At 45.8% G+C, this 16,137-nt stretch carries 18 protein-coding genes; 1 reads left to right on the top strand and 17 read right to left on the bottom strand.

Going from position 1 to position 16,137, the window contains the following annotated elements; translation table 11 throughout:
- Nucleotides 1-22: 22 nt before the first annotated feature.
- The 17 genes from LMH68_RS04050 to LMH68_RS03970 all read right to left on the bottom strand — a co-directional run bounded on the left by LMH68_RS04050 (nucleotide 23) and on the right by LMH68_RS03970 (nucleotide 15,671).
- The gene (locus LMH68_RS04050; RefSeq protein ID WP_017062286.1) at nucleotides 23-1,246 is read right to left on the bottom strand and encodes a beta-ketoacyl-ACP synthase; all 1,224 of its coding nucleotides are present in this window, start codon (nucleotides 1,244-1,246) and stop codon (nucleotides 23-25) included.
- Complete coding sequence (locus LMH68_RS04045; protein WP_017062285.1) at nucleotides 1,243-1,968, bottom strand: 3-ketoacyl-ACP reductase FabG2; 726 nt, start codon at nucleotides 1,966-1,968, stop codon at nucleotides 1,243-1,245. Before LMH68_RS04045 ends, LMH68_RS04050 begins: the two co-directional genes overlap by 4 nt.
- The gene (locus tag LMH68_RS04040) at nucleotides 1,965-2,429 is read right to left on the bottom strand and encodes a hotdog family protein (RefSeq protein WP_017062284.1); all 465 of its coding nucleotides are present in this window, start codon (nucleotides 2,427-2,429) and stop codon (nucleotides 1,965-1,967) included. Before LMH68_RS04040 ends, LMH68_RS04045 begins: the two co-directional genes overlap by 4 nt.
- Entirely contained in the window at nucleotides 2,422-3,621 is a 1,200-nt protein-coding gene (locus LMH68_RS04035) for a beta-ketoacyl-[acyl-carrier-protein] synthase family protein (protein WP_229647681.1), read from the bottom strand. Before LMH68_RS04035 ends, LMH68_RS04040 begins: the two co-directional genes overlap by 8 nt.
- 5 nt (nucleotides 3,622-3,626) lie before the next feature.
- Complete coding sequence (locus LMH68_RS04030) at nucleotides 3,627-4,250, bottom strand: DUF3261 domain-containing protein (protein WP_229647682.1); 624 nt, start codon at nucleotides 4,248-4,250, stop codon at nucleotides 3,627-3,629.
- Nucleotides 4,247-6,619: an MMPL family transporter gene (locus LMH68_RS04025; RefSeq protein ID WP_048659798.1), complete on the bottom strand. Its 2,373-nt coding sequence runs from the start codon at nucleotides 6,617-6,619 to the stop codon at nucleotides 4,247-4,249. Before LMH68_RS04025 ends, LMH68_RS04030 begins: the two co-directional genes overlap by 4 nt.
- Nucleotides 6,591-7,271: a LolA family protein gene (locus LMH68_RS04020; RefSeq protein WP_229647683.1), complete on the bottom strand. Its 681-nt coding sequence runs from the start codon at nucleotides 7,269-7,271 to the stop codon at nucleotides 6,591-6,593. The genes LMH68_RS04025 and LMH68_RS04020 overlap by 29 nt, the downstream gene beginning before the upstream one ends.
- Complete coding sequence (locus LMH68_RS04015) at nucleotides 7,258-7,761, bottom strand: acyl-CoA thioesterase (protein ID WP_210473149.1); 504 nt, start codon at nucleotides 7,759-7,761, stop codon at nucleotides 7,258-7,260. The genes LMH68_RS04020 and LMH68_RS04015 overlap by 14 nt, the downstream gene beginning before the upstream one ends.
- Before the next feature lie 39 nt (nucleotides 7,762-7,800).
- Nucleotides 7,801-9,348, bottom strand: a complete 1,548-nt coding sequence (locus tag LMH68_RS04010) for an HAL/PAL/TAL family ammonia-lyase (RefSeq protein WP_102428630.1) — start codon at nucleotides 9,346-9,348, stop codon at nucleotides 7,801-7,803.
- Nucleotides 9,326-11,125: a glycosyltransferase family 2 protein gene (locus LMH68_RS04005; protein WP_102428631.1), complete on the bottom strand. Its 1,800-nt coding sequence runs from the start codon at nucleotides 11,123-11,125 to the stop codon at nucleotides 9,326-9,328. The genes LMH68_RS04010 and LMH68_RS04005 overlap by 23 nt, the downstream gene beginning before the upstream one ends.
- The gene (locus tag LMH68_RS04000) at nucleotides 11,118-11,480 is read right to left on the bottom strand and encodes a 3-hydroxyacyl-ACP dehydratase (protein WP_017062276.1); all 363 of its coding nucleotides are present in this window, start codon (nucleotides 11,478-11,480) and stop codon (nucleotides 11,118-11,120) included. Before LMH68_RS04000 ends, LMH68_RS04005 begins: the two co-directional genes overlap by 8 nt.
- Nucleotides 11,481-11,568: 88 nt before the next feature.
- Entirely contained in the window at nucleotides 11,569-12,957 is a 1,389-nt protein-coding gene (locus LMH68_RS03995) for an AMP-binding protein (protein WP_102393642.1), read from the bottom strand.
- A gap of 6 nt (nucleotides 12,958-12,963) precedes the next feature.
- Nucleotides 12,964-13,521 carry a septation protein IspZ gene (locus LMH68_RS03990; protein WP_017062274.1) on the bottom strand — a complete coding sequence of 186 codons (558 nt, stop codon included), beginning with the start codon at nucleotides 13,519-13,521 and terminating at the stop codon, nucleotides 12,964-12,966.
- Nucleotides 13,521-13,778: an acyl carrier protein gene (locus LMH68_RS03985; protein WP_004739745.1), complete on the bottom strand. Its 258-nt coding sequence runs from the start codon at nucleotides 13,776-13,778 to the stop codon at nucleotides 13,521-13,523. The genes LMH68_RS03990 and LMH68_RS03985 overlap by 1 nt, the downstream gene beginning before the upstream one ends.
- Before the next feature lie 10 nt (nucleotides 13,779-13,788).
- Entirely contained in the window at nucleotides 13,789-14,049 is a 261-nt protein-coding gene (locus LMH68_RS03980) for a phosphopantetheine-binding protein (protein ID WP_004736154.1), read from the bottom strand.
- A gap of 105 nt (nucleotides 14,050-14,154) precedes the next feature.
- Nucleotides 14,155-14,925 (bottom strand): lysophospholipid acyltransferase family protein, encoded by a 771-nt coding sequence (locus LMH68_RS03975; RefSeq protein WP_017064140.1) that lies wholly within the window; start codon nucleotides 14,923-14,925, stop codon nucleotides 14,155-14,157.
- The gene (locus LMH68_RS03970; RefSeq protein WP_170962821.1) at nucleotides 14,922-15,671 is read right to left on the bottom strand and encodes a beta-ketoacyl synthase chain length factor; all 750 of its coding nucleotides are present in this window, start codon (nucleotides 15,669-15,671) and stop codon (nucleotides 14,922-14,924) included. Before LMH68_RS03970 ends, LMH68_RS03975 begins: the two co-directional genes overlap by 4 nt.
- A gap of 72 nt (nucleotides 15,672-15,743) precedes the next feature.
- Between LMH68_RS03970 and LMH68_RS03965 the strand changes: the two genes are divergently transcribed.
- The gene (locus LMH68_RS03965) at nucleotides 15,744-16,133 is read left to right on the top strand and encodes a hypothetical protein (RefSeq protein ID WP_017062271.1); all 390 of its coding nucleotides are present in this window, start codon (nucleotides 15,744-15,746) and stop codon (nucleotides 16,131-16,133) included.
- Nucleotides 16,134-16,137: the final 4 nt, after the last annotated feature.

Below are 16,137 nucleotides of genomic sequence, written 5' to 3'. Positions count from 1 at the left end.
TTAGCGTTTTATGTAGCTAAGCTTAGACTTTCTTGAAGATGATAGAGGTGTTGATTCCACCAAAAGCAAAGTTGTTGCTCATCAAGTATTCAACATCCAATTCGCGACCTGAGCCCGTGATGTAATCGAGCTTGCCGCACTGTTCATCGACATTCTTAAGGTTTAGGGTTGGGCTGAACCAACCGCTATGCATCATCTCTAGGCTGAGCCACGCTTCAATTGCACCACACGCACCAAGCGTATGGCCAAAGTAACTCTTAAGAGAGCTGATTGGTACTTCACCAAAGATATTCGCTGTCGCGTTACTCTCTGCAATATCACCTTTTTCAGTCGCAGTACCGTGCGCAGAAACATAGCCAATCTTCTCAGCTGGAAGTTGTGCGTCTCTCAATGCTTTCTCCATACAGATTTGCATGGTTTCCATCTGAGGTTGAGTCACATGAGCCGCATCACAGTTGCTCGCAAAACCTATGATTTCTGCGTAGATCTTTGCGCCACGAGCAACAGCATGTTCGTACTCTTCAAGGATCAGGGTTCCAGCGCCTTCGCCGATAACCAAGCCATCACGCTCGCTGTCGTATGGGCTAGGGGATTTCTTGGGTGTGTCGTTTTTTAAACTGGTAGCGAAAAGGGTATCGAAAACGGCAGACTCAGTTGGGCATAACTCTTCACCACCACCGGCAACCATTACGGTTTGGTAACCATGCTTGATCGCTTCATAGGCGTAACCAATGGCTTGGCTTCCTGAAGTACAGGCGCTGCTGGTGGGAATCACGCGGCCACGCAGACCAAAGAACAGACCTACGTTTACCGCGGCTGTGTGTGGCATCATTTGAACGTAAGTGGTTGCTGTGATTGCTCGTGTCGACTTCTCGTTCAGCATTACTCCGAAAGCACCAACCGCATCGGTACTGCCAGTTGAAGAGCCGTAAGCGATACCAGTTTCGCCATTGGTCAATACATCGTGACCAATTAAGCCGGCTTGCTCCAATGCATTCTCAGTCGCAACGGTAGCTAGGCGTGATACACGGCCCATGCCACGCACTTGCTTACGCTTGTAGTGTTTAGGCAGTTGGAAGTCATCAATAGGCGCGGCAAGTTTTGTGTTGAGACCATCATATTGCTCGAAGCTTGGCATATATTGAGTCGCATTTTCACAGGCCTTTAGCTTAGGCTCTATCTGTTGCCAGTCGTTACCAAAAGCAGTAACACCAGACATTCCAGTTACAACAACGCGGCGGGTCATACTAAGCCTCCATTTACTGAAATCACTTGGCGAGTTACGTAGCCTGCAATATCAGACATTAGGTAGCTGACTAGGCCGGCTACTTCTTCCGGCTCACCCATACGGCGCAGTGGTACTTGAGGAAGTGCATGATCTTTCACGTGCTCGTCAACCATACCTGTGTCAATTAAGCCAGGAGCGACACAGTTTACCGTGATCTTGCGTTTTGCGAGTTCTAGAGCAAGAGACTTAGTTGCGCCAATCACCCCCGCTTTTGCTGCAGCATAGTTAGTTTGACCACGGTTACCCATAATGCCGGATACCGACGCTAGAGTGACGATACGGCCACCTTTACGCTTTTGAACCATAGGCATTACACAAGGGTGAAGTACGTTGTAGAAGCTATCTAGGTTGGTATGGATCACACCATCCCACTCTTCTTCCGTCATCGCGGGGAATGCAGTGTCACGAGTAATGCCCGCGTTGTTCACTACACCATAGTAAGCACCATGTTCAGCGATATCAGACTCAAGCTTTTCGCGACACTCGCTTCGTTTGCTGATATCAAATTGAATAAGACGTCCAGCGCCACCCAGTTCGGTGATCGACTTTAGCGTCTCTTCAGCACCTTGCTTGTCACCCATGTAATGAACGGCGATTTCAAACCCGTCTTTCGCGAGTTGAATAGCGATCGCTTTACCAATACCTTTACTGGCACCAGTGACTAAAACCTGACGGCTCATGATGGGCTCCTAGTTTTCATTTCTTGTAATTTTTGTTCGGTCGGCACGTAGACGTTGAGTTGGCATTGAGCCACTAACTCACCTCGGTCTTCGACTCTTGCGGTAAACACAGCCATACCGCTGTCTTCCATCATCTGTTCGGCGTAGATATCAAGGGTCTGACCTTGAGTAAACTCATCACACAGTGATTTATAGCGACGAGAGCCGAGTAAGAATCCGATTGGGGGCGTGGTGCCGTTTTTAAGTGCGTGATATCCAGACCATGCCGCTACAGACTGCGCCATAAACTCGATTCCAACATATGCTGGTACCGTTTGAGATTCGGCGTCAAAGAACAGATTATGGTCACCAATATCGACCTGACAGTGGATCGACAACGCCTCTACGCTGATAGCACGATCGATTAATATCATCGGATCATCGTGAGGGAGAAGTTGGTCTACAGAAGGGATATCAGTCATTTACTACACCAAAAATCAGGCTAATGTTGTTGCCACCAAAAGCAAACGAGTTGCTTAAGATGTTCTTTGCTTTAAGTTTCTGTGAACAGTTTACCAAATCAATCTCAATATCTTCAGCTTTATCCTGACATTTTTGTAAGGGAAGCGGTAAGTCATATTTCAAAATATGCCACGCAATTGCAGCCTCAATCGCACTTGCTGCGCCTAGAGTATGCCCGGTCAGCGGTTTGGTAGAACTGACGGGAACCTTGTTTGCAAAAATACGATGAATGGCTTTACTTTCCATCGAGTCATTGAGTGGCGTTGCTGTACCATGTGCATTGATATAACCAATGTCTTCTGCGTTTAACTGTGCAGAATGTAACGCTTTTTTCATTGCTTGTTCAGCACCATTGCCTTCAGGGTGAGGCGCTGAAATGTGGTGTGCATCAGAGCTGTCACCACAGCCCAATAAGGCAATGTTTGACGTGTCTTGTGCTGCATTAACACTGGCTAGTTTTGTTCTGCTGAGCAACATAAATGCCGCCGCTTCGCCGATATTGATACCATCACGAGAGGCGCTAAACGGCTTACAATGTGTTGTTGAGAGTGCTTCTAGGCCATGAAAACCGTTGAGTGTCAGCTTACATAAGGTGTCCACACCACCGACTAATACAGCATCAGCCATGCCTGAATCTAGCAAACGTTGTGCAGTGAGAAACACACGACCACTGGATGAGCAAGCCGTAGATATGACGTAGTTTGGCCCCGTTAATGCGCAATACTGGCTAACGAACTCTGAGGTATCACCAAGCTCTTGTTTTGAGTAATGGTAATCTGCTGGAAACTCGCCGTTTGCCAATTTTTGTTTGAAGACTGCTTCACCATCGGAGATCCCAGATGTGCTGGTGCCAATAACAACAGCAATTCTATCTGCGCCAAACTGAGATTTGGCTTGCTCGATAGAATCTTCAATTTGGTGAAGAGCCGACAGCGCCAGTTGATTGTTGCGAGTGGCGTATTGCGTAAGATCTGAAGGAATCGGTGGTAGTTCACCCGCGATCTGACCAACGACAGTGTGTTTACCATCGTTCAGCATATCGTGCACTTCGACCATATTTGATTCACGCTCGTCTTTTAGACAGCCATGAATATCGGCAATCTCTGAGCCTAGCGCTGAGTGGAAACCACAGTCTTGGATGTAAATAGGCATAGTGTTCAACTCTTACTTGGATTGTCGACAATCGTTGAGTTCAACGTTTGTATGGTGATGTTGTAGCCCAGGGTCAAATGTTTGAAAACAATGTCGCCTGCCGTTTTGTGTGTACTAGGATCTGTTTGGTAATCAATTTGAATGATTGCCTGTTGGTTTTCATCAAATACGGTTCTTGTTTTGTCGGTATCGACTAGGTGCCAACCTATGCTTTGTAAAGGCTGAGCCCATGCTTCAGCCGGCCATAAGGTAAGCATTAAATTAAATAGCACCTGTTCAGGTTGTGGCAAAGTTGCGCCAAGCCCAGACAAAACCTGCGTATCAATTACTTGATTCTGGTATTGCAGCGATAGAATGCGAGTACCCCAAGAGGAGAACCCCGCCAAAACCACTTTACCTGGTGTGACTTCGACTTGAACCGGAAGCTGCTGTGTATCATTTTCCCACGTAGCGCTAATCAACTGACTGGCTGTTAATGAGTATCCCAGTTCAGCTGGCAGTGGTAGTGCTAGATCGGTGTCTTGATCGATAGACACGCTCGCACCACTTGGCTGCTGAGAAACCATCGAGCAGGCACTCATTAGAATGCCCACTAGTATGGCGAAGGTTACCTTTAATGTCTGGATCATCTAAAAGCCTCTCGAGTAATTGGTCCTTCTACGTTTTTACTACTGTTGATCGCGAGTGGAGAAAGCAGCCAAGCGACAAAGATCCCTGTCAGAACCGTCACCCCGAAGCTATGAATAGCATGAGTCTGGCTCAGCGACAGTAAGCCGAATGAAAGTAGTGTTGTGAGACCTGACAAGGTGATCGCTAATAAGGTGCTCAGCGATTTCTTTTGCTCAGCAAAGAACAGGGTGTAGTCTATGCCAATCCCTAAAATCAGAATCAAACCAAGCAGGTTAAATAGGTTCAGTGTCGAGCCTAAAATGCCCGTGACCGCCAAACCTGCTACGCCTGCAATCAATGAAGGCAACAGCATTAACAGGCTTTGCTTCACACCATAGCGCCAGCCTAACAGCATGCCAATAGCTGCCAATGCTATCAATAACAGCTCGGTAATCTTGACGCGGTACTCAGCAAAAAGAGAGGAGATTTCATCCGCTTTATTGAGGTGTTTCACACCTTGCTTCTGAGCAAAATCTGACTCCAACCACTGTGAGAACAGCTCAGCATCAGTGACGTCTTTTATCAAAATGACCGACGCTGCTTGCCCGTCGATAGGTTTTAACCAAAGTGGTCGAACAGGCTCTGAGACTGGAGACTCCAAAAATCCAGATACCGTGATTGGTTCGAATTTTGGTAGTTCTGGAAACGTAGACCAACCGAGAGAGCTTTGTAATATATGGCTTTGTTGACTATAGAGTTGTTCAACCAACTGATAGTTATCATGCTGTTCTTGTTTACTTAACAAGTGTTGATTGATGCTGCGATACCCGGAGATACCTTGGCTATTGACCAGCGAATCTAAGCTTGTGGTGATTTCTGTCAATTTTTTGAGTAGCTTTTGGTCGCTCTGAGCTGTGACCAAAAGCATATTTTGACCACTGCCTAACCCTGATATCTCAGTAATGGCTTGCTCTTGTTGTTTGAGTTGTTCGGGCATAGCCTGAAGCTGGCGAATATCGTCGTCGTAACGAATTTGACTGAGTGACATCAAGCTAACGACAGTCACTGTTAACGGTAAGCCAATTCTAAATTTTTGGTTGCTCCAAAGGCTTAACCAAGTATGCCAAAGTTTCGACAGGGGAAGAGGGCGCTCTTGGCCTGGTTTTACCGCTAAAACGGGGTACCAGCACACCACACTGGCGTAAGCTGCGATCAGTCCAATCGACGAAAACAGAGCCAGTTGCTGCAAGCCTGGGAATGGCGCAACCAGTAGCCCTAAGTATCCGATTAAGCTGGTGATTAAACCTAGAGTGATGGCAATGAAAATATGCTTTAGGCCTTTATCGCTCTGCCAGTGGCTTCCTGCGGCCAAACGGTCAGTGAGATAGTGAAAAGAGTAATCGATGGATACGCCAATCAAGCTAGCGCCAAACACCAAGCTGAATAGATGCACCTTACCAAAGATAGCGACAGTGCTTGCCAGTGCAACCAATAATCCTGTACTGATTGAGAGTAAAGATAAGGCAAGTGGTAGCGCACTACGAAATGTCAGCCACACCAATAAAATAACGCCTGCCAATGAGCCCAAACCAATGGTACTGATTTCTGATTTCGCGCTTTCGGTACCGTAATTGGCGTAGAACACCACACCAGTATGCTGCACCTTGACGCCAAATTGTTTTTCGACCTCGCGCTCAATTGAATCAAGATCTGGAAGTTGTTCTTGAATCGCCAAGCTATAAGGTGAGTCCGCCAGAGTAGCCGTGACTAAAATATGAGTTTGCTCATTCGACTGGGCCGTGAGATAGCCCTCTTTCAGAACAAAGTTACTTGATTGGACGCCAATAGCACTGATGTAGTCGCGAAATAACAAGAATGGGTCGAGAGATAACTCTGCTGCAGTGACGCCTGAGAATGGATTGTACAGAGACTGAATGACATATTGAGCTCGCGAATCAGGCGAGTGTGTCAGCGTCTCTTTTTGTTGTTGGGTCAGCAGTTGAGATCGGTGACGAAAATAGAAATCGCTCCACTGGCTTTGAGTGCTGGCGTTGATTTTACCTTGAACTTGCTTAAACAGAGTTGGCTGACTTGAAAAAGTTCTTTGGTTGAGAGCTTTTTCAAAAGCGTCGGTCGCAACCATGGTTTGTTCGATATCGGGAGCGCTTATGATAAATACCACTTGCTCGCTCATCGAGCTGGATATCTGCTGAAAGGCTTGCTCTACCATTGGGTCTTGCTGGTTTTCGGGCAGTAACTTTAGAATGTTGCTTTCAATCGGTACCGACGAAGAAAAAGCGAATTGTTTGGTCAACAACCCGCTAAACAGCATTACAACAACAAGCCAAACAAGGGCAAGACTAGAGTTGGAATTGTTTCGCTTCAGCATCTGATAATACTTCCGGTAGATGGCTTAACTGACTGAATTCGATCACTGTGCTATCTCCACGAATCTCTTTCAACTCAATACGTTCAATATCGCTGTTGCCTTGCAGCGTGATAGCCTCAAACACCGCATTCATCGGTGCAGTTTTGGGCTTTAGAGTCAGTGTCCATGCTTGTACATTTTCATCAGAGCTGGTGTTAGTTGCGGGCTCAAAATTGAGTGCGAACTGTTCCTGAAGTTTTTGCGTGTCCCCATGAAACACTGACAAGAAGATATGGCTGAAATAAAACGCCATTGGATTTTCTTTGTCGGTGATGATTTTTGCGGGTTGATCGGCAAACCTTTGGCTCAGTTTGTTATCGGTGAGCACTAAGTTCACGGGAAACGGAGTGGTTTGTGTCCAGAGTAAGCCACTTGATTTGTCTAACAGAAATGTACCTTGTGACGTTAAAGGCTGGGCGAACATCTCCATATTGCGTGTTTGAGTGAACTCACCACGCACAATACTATTTTCGCTGAGCACCGTCTGCAGCTCTGAAATAGAATTGACAGCAGCAGAGTTTTCTTTGGCGCTTACAAGGCCGCTTGCCATCATCGCAGTAAGTCCAATTAGCGCGATATTGATGTATTTGCGACTGCGTTTAAACAGATTCATGGTTCACCTGCTGTGGGTTAGAGGTTTGTGTTTGATGTTCAGTTGCTAGAGGTAAGCAACCAAATTGGTGCCAGTGTTCGACTTTGTCAGTAAACACTTTGGGTGAGGCAAAGCACATCTCTTGTTCTTCGATGGTGACGGCAACCTGCATGGTGTGAGCACGTGTCATTCGAGCACCGGTTAGAGCATCATGAATTTCATAATCGACGCGCAGGCGATTTTCCCACTCGGTGAGTTTCGCCGTTACCTTAATCTTGTGATTAAACGGTATCGCCTTAATGTATTTCACGCGGGTATCGATGATAGGCCACATGTAGCCAGAATCCTTCATCTCATGGTAGTTGTACTCAATCTTATCCATCATGATGCGCCTAACTTCTTCAAAGAATCGGAAGTAGTTGCCGTGATAGATCACGCCCATTGGGTCGGCATCTTGGAATGAGGTGATAAGCGTCACCTCAGATTGTAATGGGTGAAGGGTTTCAGACATAAATCGCTCTCAACAATATTGCGTAAAGGGTTGGCTACTTTATGAGTAAAGTGACCAGTGCTGACTTTGAATACGAGCAATGAAGTGGCGTAGATCGCCTTCAAGTGGTCGATCTTCTACGATAAATTCAAACTCCTTAAGCACTTCGTCGCGAATGTGCTTGAGGTTCTCACTCATGTGGTGCTCATCAAGCTCATTGTGGCGCTTACGAAGTTCGAGTGCTTGTGTCCCCGCCAGTAGTGACGCTGCTGCCACTTGTTCGGTTAGCTCTAGAACGCGTAAACAGTCACGAGCTGCGATGGTGCCCATACTCACTTTATCTTGGTTGTGACACTCAGTTGAGCGAGAGAATACGCTTGCTGGCATGGTGTGTTTCAATGCTTCTGCTGTCCAAGCTGAAACGCCAATCTGTACTGCTTTAAAGCCGTGGTTGATTGGCTTACGTTCGCCTTCAGCACCCGTTAGGTTGAATGGCAAACCGTTGTTGAACTTGTAGTCCATCAGCTGAGCCATTTGACGGTCAAGCAGATCAGCAAGGTTCGCAACTGCAGTTTTTAACGTATCCATCGCCATTGCAATGTGTCCACCGTAGAAGTGTCCACCGTGCAGTACGCGCTCATTATCACCATCGATAATTGGGTTGTCGTTGGCACTGTTTAGCTCGTTCTCGATCATTTGGCGTAGCCAAGGCAGAGAGTCTTGAACCACGCCGATAACATGTGGAGCACAGCGCAGAGAGTAACGATCTTGGAGGCGATCACTGTTACGTGGCGGGCGATCCGCTTGCAGATCATCACGCAGCCATGCAGCAACTTGTTGTTGACCAGGATGAGGTTTGACTGCAAACAGCGCTTCATCGAAATGGAAGTCATTGCCGTGCATACCGACTGATACCATAGCGGTGATCTTAGTTGATAGCTGAGCTAGATATTCCGCACGCTTGTAAGCGATACAAGCTAATGCCGTCATTACAGACGTACCATTCATCAACGCCAAGCCTTCTTTTGGCTTAAGTTTGATAGGGCTAATTCCTAACTCTTTGTAGACGTCACTGGTTGGGCGCACTTCACCTTTGTAGATTACATCACGCTCACCAATCAGTGCTGCGGCTAAGTAAGACAGAGGTGTTAAGTCGCCACTGGCACCCACCGATCCTTCTTGAGGAATGCGTGGTGAGATGTCTTGGTTGATTAGGGTAACGATCTGGTTGAGTAGATCGTGAGTCACACCAGAGACACCTTGTGATAACGAACAAAGACGAGTTGCAAGGACTGCACGAGCTTGTTCGTGAGACAATATTTCACCTAAACCACAGCCGTGAAAACGTGTTAAATGCAGTGGTAGCTCGTCAACTAGGTTTGGCGGAATCGCAACCGTACATGAGTCACCGTAACCCGTCGTTACACCGTAAATCACACCTTCTTCTTTCAATAGGCGTTCTAAGAAAGCGACACCACGGTCGATCTTAGATGTGAATGCTTCACTTGTGTTCATCGAGGCTTTTGCGCCTTGTGAGATAGCGACAACATCCTCAATCGTGAGGCGCTCGGCACCAAAGGTGATGCTATTTGAATTCTTTTTCGTCATGGTGCTTGCTCAATGTCCAAAAATTAAAAAAGTTGTACCACTGAAGCGGTGCTTGCAGTGTGTAGTGCTGAAGTCGATTTGCGTATTTTTGCACGACTTGCTGTAAAGATTGTTCGCGAGTCTTTCTTGGTAGCTCGATCTTGTTGCTAAAATGCTCGAAATAGACATTAAAATGCGGCTTAGATTGTGAGTCGTCACGTAACCCAAACAGCAAAAATACGGGTGCTTTGAGAACCGAGGCTAACATAAATGGACCTTGAGGGAATGGAGCTTCCTTACCTAAGAACTCAGCCCATACTGAGCGGCTCTCTTTGCTGGTGGAAGTTCGATCGCCAACAATCACGATCCATTCGCCTTGCTCTAGTTTCTGTTGTAACAAGATAGCGGTATCAGGCCCCATCGATGTCACCTGAATCAGATTTAAATCAGACTGCGGGTTAACCGCTTTCATCACGGAATTAAAACGTTCGGCGTGTTCTGTAAAAACCAGGGCGTTGATTTTGATGTTCGAGTGTCTGCGACCTAAAGCTCGGCACAGCTCAATATTGCCAAGGTGAGATCCAAGGATTAGCACACCTTGCTTATTTGCCACCATGCTCTCGAACTGGTCTTGGCCATGAATAGTCAGGTTATCTGCCGAGAAATCACCTTTCCATGCCGCGAGCTTGTCGAGCATCGTATGGCCAAATGAAAGCAGATGGTTGTAACTGGTTAGTTCTCCGGGGAGCTCAATATTTTGCTGTTCCGCATAGGCTTTTAATTGGAATAGATATTGTTCGGAAGCGTTTCGCGCACGCTGGCCCGTCAAGTGGTAGTAACGCATCACACCACGCAGAATGAGGTTGAACACACCGCGACCTAACAAGGTATAAATGGCTAATAACAGCTTAATGCCTAATACTGTGCCGCGTTCTTGAGTGCGGGACCAGTGTGGTTGTTCAGAAGCTTGCGGCTCTGAATCAGTCGATAAATTTGGGTTATTATCAGCTGAATCGGATTTGAAATGGCGAGCAATCAGTTTTGGTGCTCTTGGCAGCATGCTGAAGAATAGACGTGTATGCATCCAACTGATTTTGACGTTATCCCACAACGCATCGAAATGAGAGATGCCGTTCTCAGGATAGATAACGCGCGTTTCAACGAAGTCTATGTCGCAACCTTCCCAATACAGGCGAACCAAAATCTCGATATCGAAGTCCATTCTCGAACCAACATCGTACTTATTCAACACAGTTTGAGTTTGGTTGATAGGATACGCTCTAAAGCCACACATGCTGTCTTTAATTGATAAAGAAAGGGTTTCTATCCATACCCAGATATGTGTCGCGTAGCGCCCATAGAGCCTTGCTTTGGGTACGCTGTCGTCGTAGATAGGCTGGCCTGATATCAGACGTTGTGGCTTAGCTTGTGAGGCCTCAATCAATGTTGGCAAGGCTTCCAGGTCGTGTTGCCCATCAGCATCTATCTGAATAGCGTGGCTAAAGCCTAGTTGCTGCGCTTTTTTGATTCCGGCTTTTACTGCGCCGCCTTTACCTTGGTTCTGTTCAAGCGTCACCAAGGTTACGTTTGAATTCTCTGCTAGGGGAGACAGAAACTGTTTTGTTGTGAGTTCACTGCCATCGTCAACGATGATGATCGGTAACTCAAAATGATGAAGTGACGACACCACAGCCGGCATGGTTGCGCCATGGTTAAAGCACGGGATAAGGAAGCAAGCCTTGTAGCTGCTTTCTTTTGTGTGGTGTTGAGAAGTAGCCTCGACGGGAGCGCTATTCACTTTTTTCTCCCAGCTTCATTTTGCCTGAAGAGTGGGTCTGTTCACCGTTGTTTGATGTGTAACTAAAGCTCAGCTTGTCTTTGTCAGCATCCCATTTGAGTGATAGCTGGATTGTAGCGTCAGGCAGGATAGGCTCTTGGAACTTAATGACTTCCATTCCTTTAAAGAAACCAGGAACGCCTAACTCTTGGACTGCGTAGTGAAGTGCCCAATCAATTTGCGTGACGCCAGGTAGAATAGGGAAGCTCTTGAAGTGCCCATTAAAGTCGGTGATATCTCCGCTAACATGAAGTGTCAGGGTCGATTCATTTTCTACCGTGTCTACAGCAATGATGTTTGGTTTTCTTTTATCCATAGGGCGTGCTTAGAATCCTTGGGCAAATATTGGTTCTTTGACAAAAATATAAAAAGATAATCTCAGTGTAAAATACGATCAGCGGTTTCTATGATTTTATTAGCTGTTCTATGTGAGATGTTAATCGCTTACCTTGGCTGTTGAGGGGGATCTCATCGACAACACGGTATTTTCTCGGGATTGCGATTGGCTCTAACCACTTTCTGAGTTCTGTACGCAGCATCAACCAGAATTTACCTTTGCTCATGGTCGATAGAGCGGCTTGGCCTTCATCTGATAATACCAAAACAGAGGCTAATATTAATCGCTCAGGCTCCTCAAATGGAATAACCACGCACTCACTTATCCAAGGCAGTTGCTCCAGTCGCTTTTCCACTTCAACCAGTGATACTCGCTTTTCTTCTATCTTGATCACTCGGTCCGTTCGGCCCTTCAATATGAATTGATTCTCCGAGACCATCTCGCACTCATCAGAGGTTTGATACCAGTTATTCTTATCGATGTACGGCGACAATAACTTAATGCAATTCTCACTGTTGAGACTAGCCTCAATACAGGCAAAAAGCTGCCAAGGCGTTTGAGCGCTCTCTTGCTGACGAAATGCGATGCCACCGGTTTCTGTGCTACCAAAGACTTCAATCGGTAAATGACCAAGCAGATCTCGTGACTGGTGAGCCGACTCGGTAGGCAATGGACCACCCGAAGAGAAGATTCCTGCAAGTTGTACCTTGTTGGTCTCATGCTTTAATCGTTTAAGTAGCGCTGGGCTGCTGATCAGTACACAGTTTTGATTTGCGTGAGATAAGATCTGTTCTGGGTATTCAAGGTTGTGTCGAGCAAATGGAACACCAGAGCATAGTGGCCATAAGATTCTAAACAGCAAACCATAGATATGTTGATGAGAAACTGTGCTTTGGATTTGGTTTCCCTTGAGTAACTCACCCCAGTTCTTGTGTAACTGAGCGGTCTCAATATCGAGGTGCTCTAACGTTTTATCTATCGCTTTTGGCGTGCCACTTGAACCTGAAGTGAACAGAGTTAATGGGACTGTTGCCAAATCAATGGTCGTAAGATTCTCGGTTAGAGGTTTTTGTGCTTCAGTGTTTGAATCCAATAAGGTTTGGATATTACGAACGTCATTCACCTCAACTTCGCCAATCGAGTTATCAACTAGCAGGCAATCAAACTGCTTACTTAACTCAGCAAGCGCACATGGCTGGTAGTTGCCCGGTAAGATGATGTGTTTGTTGGCTGCTGTACATGCCAAAAAGGCCACCGAAAATAGGTAGCTGTCTTGGGTACAAATCGCGATTCGTTGAAAAGGGGATAAAGACAAAAATTGTACGAGTTGAGATAAGTCGTCGTTAAATGTTTGCCACGTAATCTCGCTATTGTCGTCAAAGCAGACAATAGATTCAGGGGCTCTGTCCTGGCTAAGAAGCTCAGACAACGAGGTGTAAGATACGGTTTGGGTCATAACAATTTAACTCTGACGAATGCGCTGTCTTACTACCCACTCTCCTGCAAAGAGTAACCCTGCAAACAGATAGCTGAGTAAGCCATTGTATAGGGTCCATACTTCTAGCGGTTGGAAGCAGGTGTAAAGGGCAATAGAGCCATTGATAACAAAGAACAAGCACCACACTTTGGTGACTTTTCGTGTGTAATCAACGCCACTTTGCGGAAGTTCAGGCTCTTGAAGGCGAGCAAGACGTTCGATAATCGTTTGTGGTTGCCATAGGCTCGAAGCGAATACAACCAGCATACAAACATTAACGATAACGGGATAATAGGTTAGCCAGCCGTGTTGCTTAAAGGCTAAGCCTAAAGCCAGCAGAACAATACCGGCACTTCCACTGATCCAAGCTAGGTGTTTTAGCTCTTTGATTTTAGCCTGACCGCCGGTGAAAATGCGTACAGCAAAGATAGCGGCTAAGGCAATACCAACGGTTTGTAAGCCAAACTTGTTGAGTCCAAAGTAAACCGCTATTGGATAAGTGAAAAGTATAATTGCCGACAGTAAAGTCAGCAGAGGACGCATTAGGCGTCCTTCAATAGTTCAACCACAGATTCGACAACGTCATTAACGGTGCGCACTGCTTTGAACTCTTCAGGTTTTATCTTCTTACCTGTGACGTTCTGTAGGTGAACGACCAAATCAACGGCATCAATGCTGTCTAGGTCTAGATCAAGATAGAGATGAGCTTCAGGGGTGATATCTTCAGCGTCAAGCTCGAACAGCTCAATAAGCGCATCTTTAACCTGGTTGTATACTTCTTGTTGGTTAGCTTGTGTCATAAAGATCTGTCTAGTTATTCGTTTGAGAAGAGATGTAGTTCGCTAGATTTTCAACTGACGCAAAGTGCTGTCGAGTGTTTGAATCATCTGCATCGATAACAATGTTGTACTTTTTCTTGATAGCAAGGCCAAGCTCAAGGGCATCGATAGAGTCTAGTCCAAGTCCATCACCAAATAGTGGAGCTTCCGTTTCAATCTCATCAATGCTCATGTCTTCAAGGTTCAATGCGTCGATGATCAGTTGTTTCAGTTCGTTGTGTAATGTTTCCACTTTGGCCTACTTAATGCTTTATCTGAATGCTGCTTTAAGGGGGCGATTCTACATTATATGAGGTATTTTCGAAATGCCGATATCGCCTGTTATGTTATTGATACGCTAAATGTTTTCTTCGGAAGGGAAAATTGTTTGTGCAAGATGATGATTAAGGCGCCTTGCTGCCGAAGTTAAATTATTTGAGCCTTCAATAAATGGTTCGACTTCTATTTTACCTTTCACCGCGACATGAAAAAAGGGCTTCGACGCAGGAACTTGATACCATTTTTTCTCTTTCGTTAAGAATGTCGGAGAAACCGTAATATGAATCACGCGTAAATCGGTTTGTGTTCGAGTCGCGATTTGTGCCGCCCCACGCTGTAAGGATGGTTCAATTCCTGGCGTTGTGCGAGTTCCTTCGGGAAAAATCAGCATGACATTGCCACGTGAGAAGCGTTCTTCACAGCGCTCTAAAAGATCGTCAGGGGCTTGGTTCGGTATATAACCTGCCGCTTTGACAATCCTTTTCATAAAAGGGTTTTCCCAAATGGCCGCTTTGACGAGGCAATCACATTGAGGAAGTTGAGAGGCGATCAGCACATAGTCAATCAAACTTGGGTGGTTGGCGACGATAATGCAGTTACGGTCGTTACGCAGTAGTTCTGCACCATCAATTCGGTAATCGATTGCTCCGGTGAACTTCATGATTTGGCAAAAGGCGTTGAATGAGAAACGAATCAATCGCTGTGCTTTAAGCTCTCTTTTAATGGTGTTGGAAGTCGTTAGCGCGATAGTGGGTAAGATTAAGAAGCTTAATACTAAGCCACCTAGACCAAAGATGGTAAAGCACAGCCCTGTCGCGAATACTCGCCAATATTGGTCGATTTTGCTCATGATTGTGGACCTGTCTCGGTGTTATTTACCCAAGACCAAGTTTGGTGCTTGCCAGCAATAGCCCACTTATTTGCGCCCAATAAGATATGTTGGAGCGTTTGTAGCCCTTGTGGTAACACGGAAGGTGCTTGGTTGGCTTCTACTGTTCTAGTAATAGAATATTCACTGCCAACGCTGAGCACTAAGCCCAGAGCATAATCCGTATAGTCTTGTGTTTCGTATTCTTGGTAAAGCTCAGGCAAAGGCTGGTCGAAGTCAATGACGAGTACACGATGTGACGGGTACTGATGTAGGTAAAGATAAGCTTCGATCAGAGCGTTGTGGAAAGTATCTTGGCCGGCCGCAATAGAGGTCAGAGGGATTGGTGCTTTCGCTGCGATGGTAGTTAACCCTGCAGCTGTATTATGCACCGACTGTGAAAACGCCATTGGCGAGGCATCATCACCTTCCAATATCGACTGGATCAAGGTTGCGGTTCGGTGCAGTTCACCATGTCGACTGGCAAAAACCAGATAATCAATCGAGTTGTCTTTTAAGAGTGTCAATGCAGTTTGAACGGCCAATTTACTTTGTAGGCTCATTCGGCGGCGCATCATCGGTGGGATCGCTTTAAATTCAGTTGAGCCATCTTGTGGCCAATCTAAATTAGTGCTCCACGCTTGCCATTGGGCAACAGAATTGAGACCAGCCGAATTTGCAGACCATTTCTCAATATTAAACGACATTAATTGGGATTGATTTGACATAGAGTATTGATTTGCTTTGAGTCTAACTAAATACTATGCGCGCTTATAAATAAACACAGATAAGGAATTTAAATGAAATTACTAAAAATAGCAGTTTCAATGTTATTCATATTCGTTCTTGCAGGATGTGGACGCGTCCAACCTGTAATGAATGTTGAGGATACTCCAGTTGCACTGAATCTTCAAAGTAAACAGGTTAAATCAGCTATTTCTGAATCTGCTGAAAATCGAGGCTGGTTGGTTTCAGAAATAAAGCCTGGTTTGATCCGCGCTGAATTGTATGTTCGTTCGCACCACGCTGTGGTTGAAATTCCTTATAGTGATAAGTTTTACTCTATTCTTTACGTTGAATCAGAGAATTTGAAGTACGACGATGGTGAAATACACCGTAATTACAACCGTTGGGTTAATAACTTAAACGTTGATATTAAACGTAAGCTTGCGCAAATGGCAGCTGAGTAACTCT

Origin of the sequence: Vibrio sp. F13 (genome assembly GCF_020806305.2) — a bacterium.
In the GTDB taxonomy this organism is placed as follows: Bacteria; Pseudomonadota; Gammaproteobacteria; order Enterobacterales; family Vibrionaceae; genus Vibrio; species Vibrio crassostreae_C.
This window is presented reverse-complemented; position numbering and strand designations above follow the sequence as displayed.

Excerpts from the sequence above, each read along its gene's own strand:
- LMH68_RS03970 (WP_170962821.1), bottom strand. The coding sequence starts at position 15,671 with ATGTCAAATCAATCCCAATTAATGTCGTTTAATATTGAGAAATGGTCT.
- LMH68_RS03975 (WP_017064140.1), bottom strand. The coding sequence starts at position 14,925 with ATGAGCAAAATCGACCAATATTGGCGAGTATTCGCGACAGGGCTGTGC.
- LMH68_RS04010 (WP_102428630.1), bottom strand. The coding sequence starts at position 9,348 with ATGACGAAAAAGAATTCAAATAGCATCACCTTTGGTGCCGAGCGCCTC.
- LMH68_RS03965 (WP_017062271.1), top strand. The coding sequence starts at position 15,744 with ATGAAATTACTAAAAATAGCAGTTTCAATGTTATTCATATTCGTTCTT.
- LMH68_RS04045 (WP_017062285.1), bottom strand. The coding sequence starts at position 1,968 with ATGAGCCGTCAGGTTTTAGTCACTGGTGCCAGTAAAGGTATTGGTAAA.
- LMH68_RS03990 (WP_017062274.1), bottom strand. The coding sequence starts at position 13,521 with ATGCGTCCTCTGCTGACTTTACTGTCGGCAATTATACTTTTCACTTAT.
- LMH68_RS04015 (WP_210473149.1), bottom strand. The coding sequence starts at position 7,761 with ATGTCTGAAACCCTTCACCCATTACAATCTGAGGTGACGCTTATCACC.
- LMH68_RS04040 (WP_017062284.1), bottom strand. The coding sequence starts at position 2,429 with ATGACTGATATCCCTTCTGTAGACCAACTTCTCCCTCACGATGATCCG.
- LMH68_RS03985 (WP_004739745.1), bottom strand. The coding sequence starts at position 13,778 with ATGACACAAGCTAACCAACAAGAAGTATACAACCAGGTTAAAGATGCG.
- LMH68_RS04020 (WP_229647683.1), bottom strand. The coding sequence starts at position 7,271 with ATGAATCTGTTTAAACGCAGTCGCAAATACATCAATATCGCGCTAATT.
- LMH68_RS04030 (WP_229647682.1), bottom strand. The coding sequence starts at position 4,250 with ATGATCCAGACATTAAAGGTAACCTTCGCCATACTAGTGGGCATTCTA.
- LMH68_RS04025 (WP_048659798.1), bottom strand. The coding sequence starts at position 6,619 with ATGCTGAAGCGAAACAATTCCAACTCTAGTCTTGCCCTTGTTTGGCTT.
- LMH68_RS04000 (WP_017062276.1), bottom strand. The coding sequence starts at position 11,480 with ATGGATAAAAGAAAACCAAACATCATTGCTGTAGACACGGTAGAAAAT.
- LMH68_RS04050 (WP_017062286.1), bottom strand. The coding sequence starts at position 1,246 with ATGACCCGCCGCGTTGTTGTAACTGGAATGTCTGGTGTTACTGCTTTT.
- LMH68_RS03995 (WP_102393642.1), bottom strand. The coding sequence starts at position 12,957 with ATGACCCAAACCGTATCTTACACCTCGTTGTCTGAGCTTCTTAGCCAG.
- LMH68_RS04035 (WP_229647681.1), bottom strand. The coding sequence starts at position 3,621 with ATGCCTATTTACATCCAAGACTGTGGTTTCCACTCAGCGCTAGGCTCA.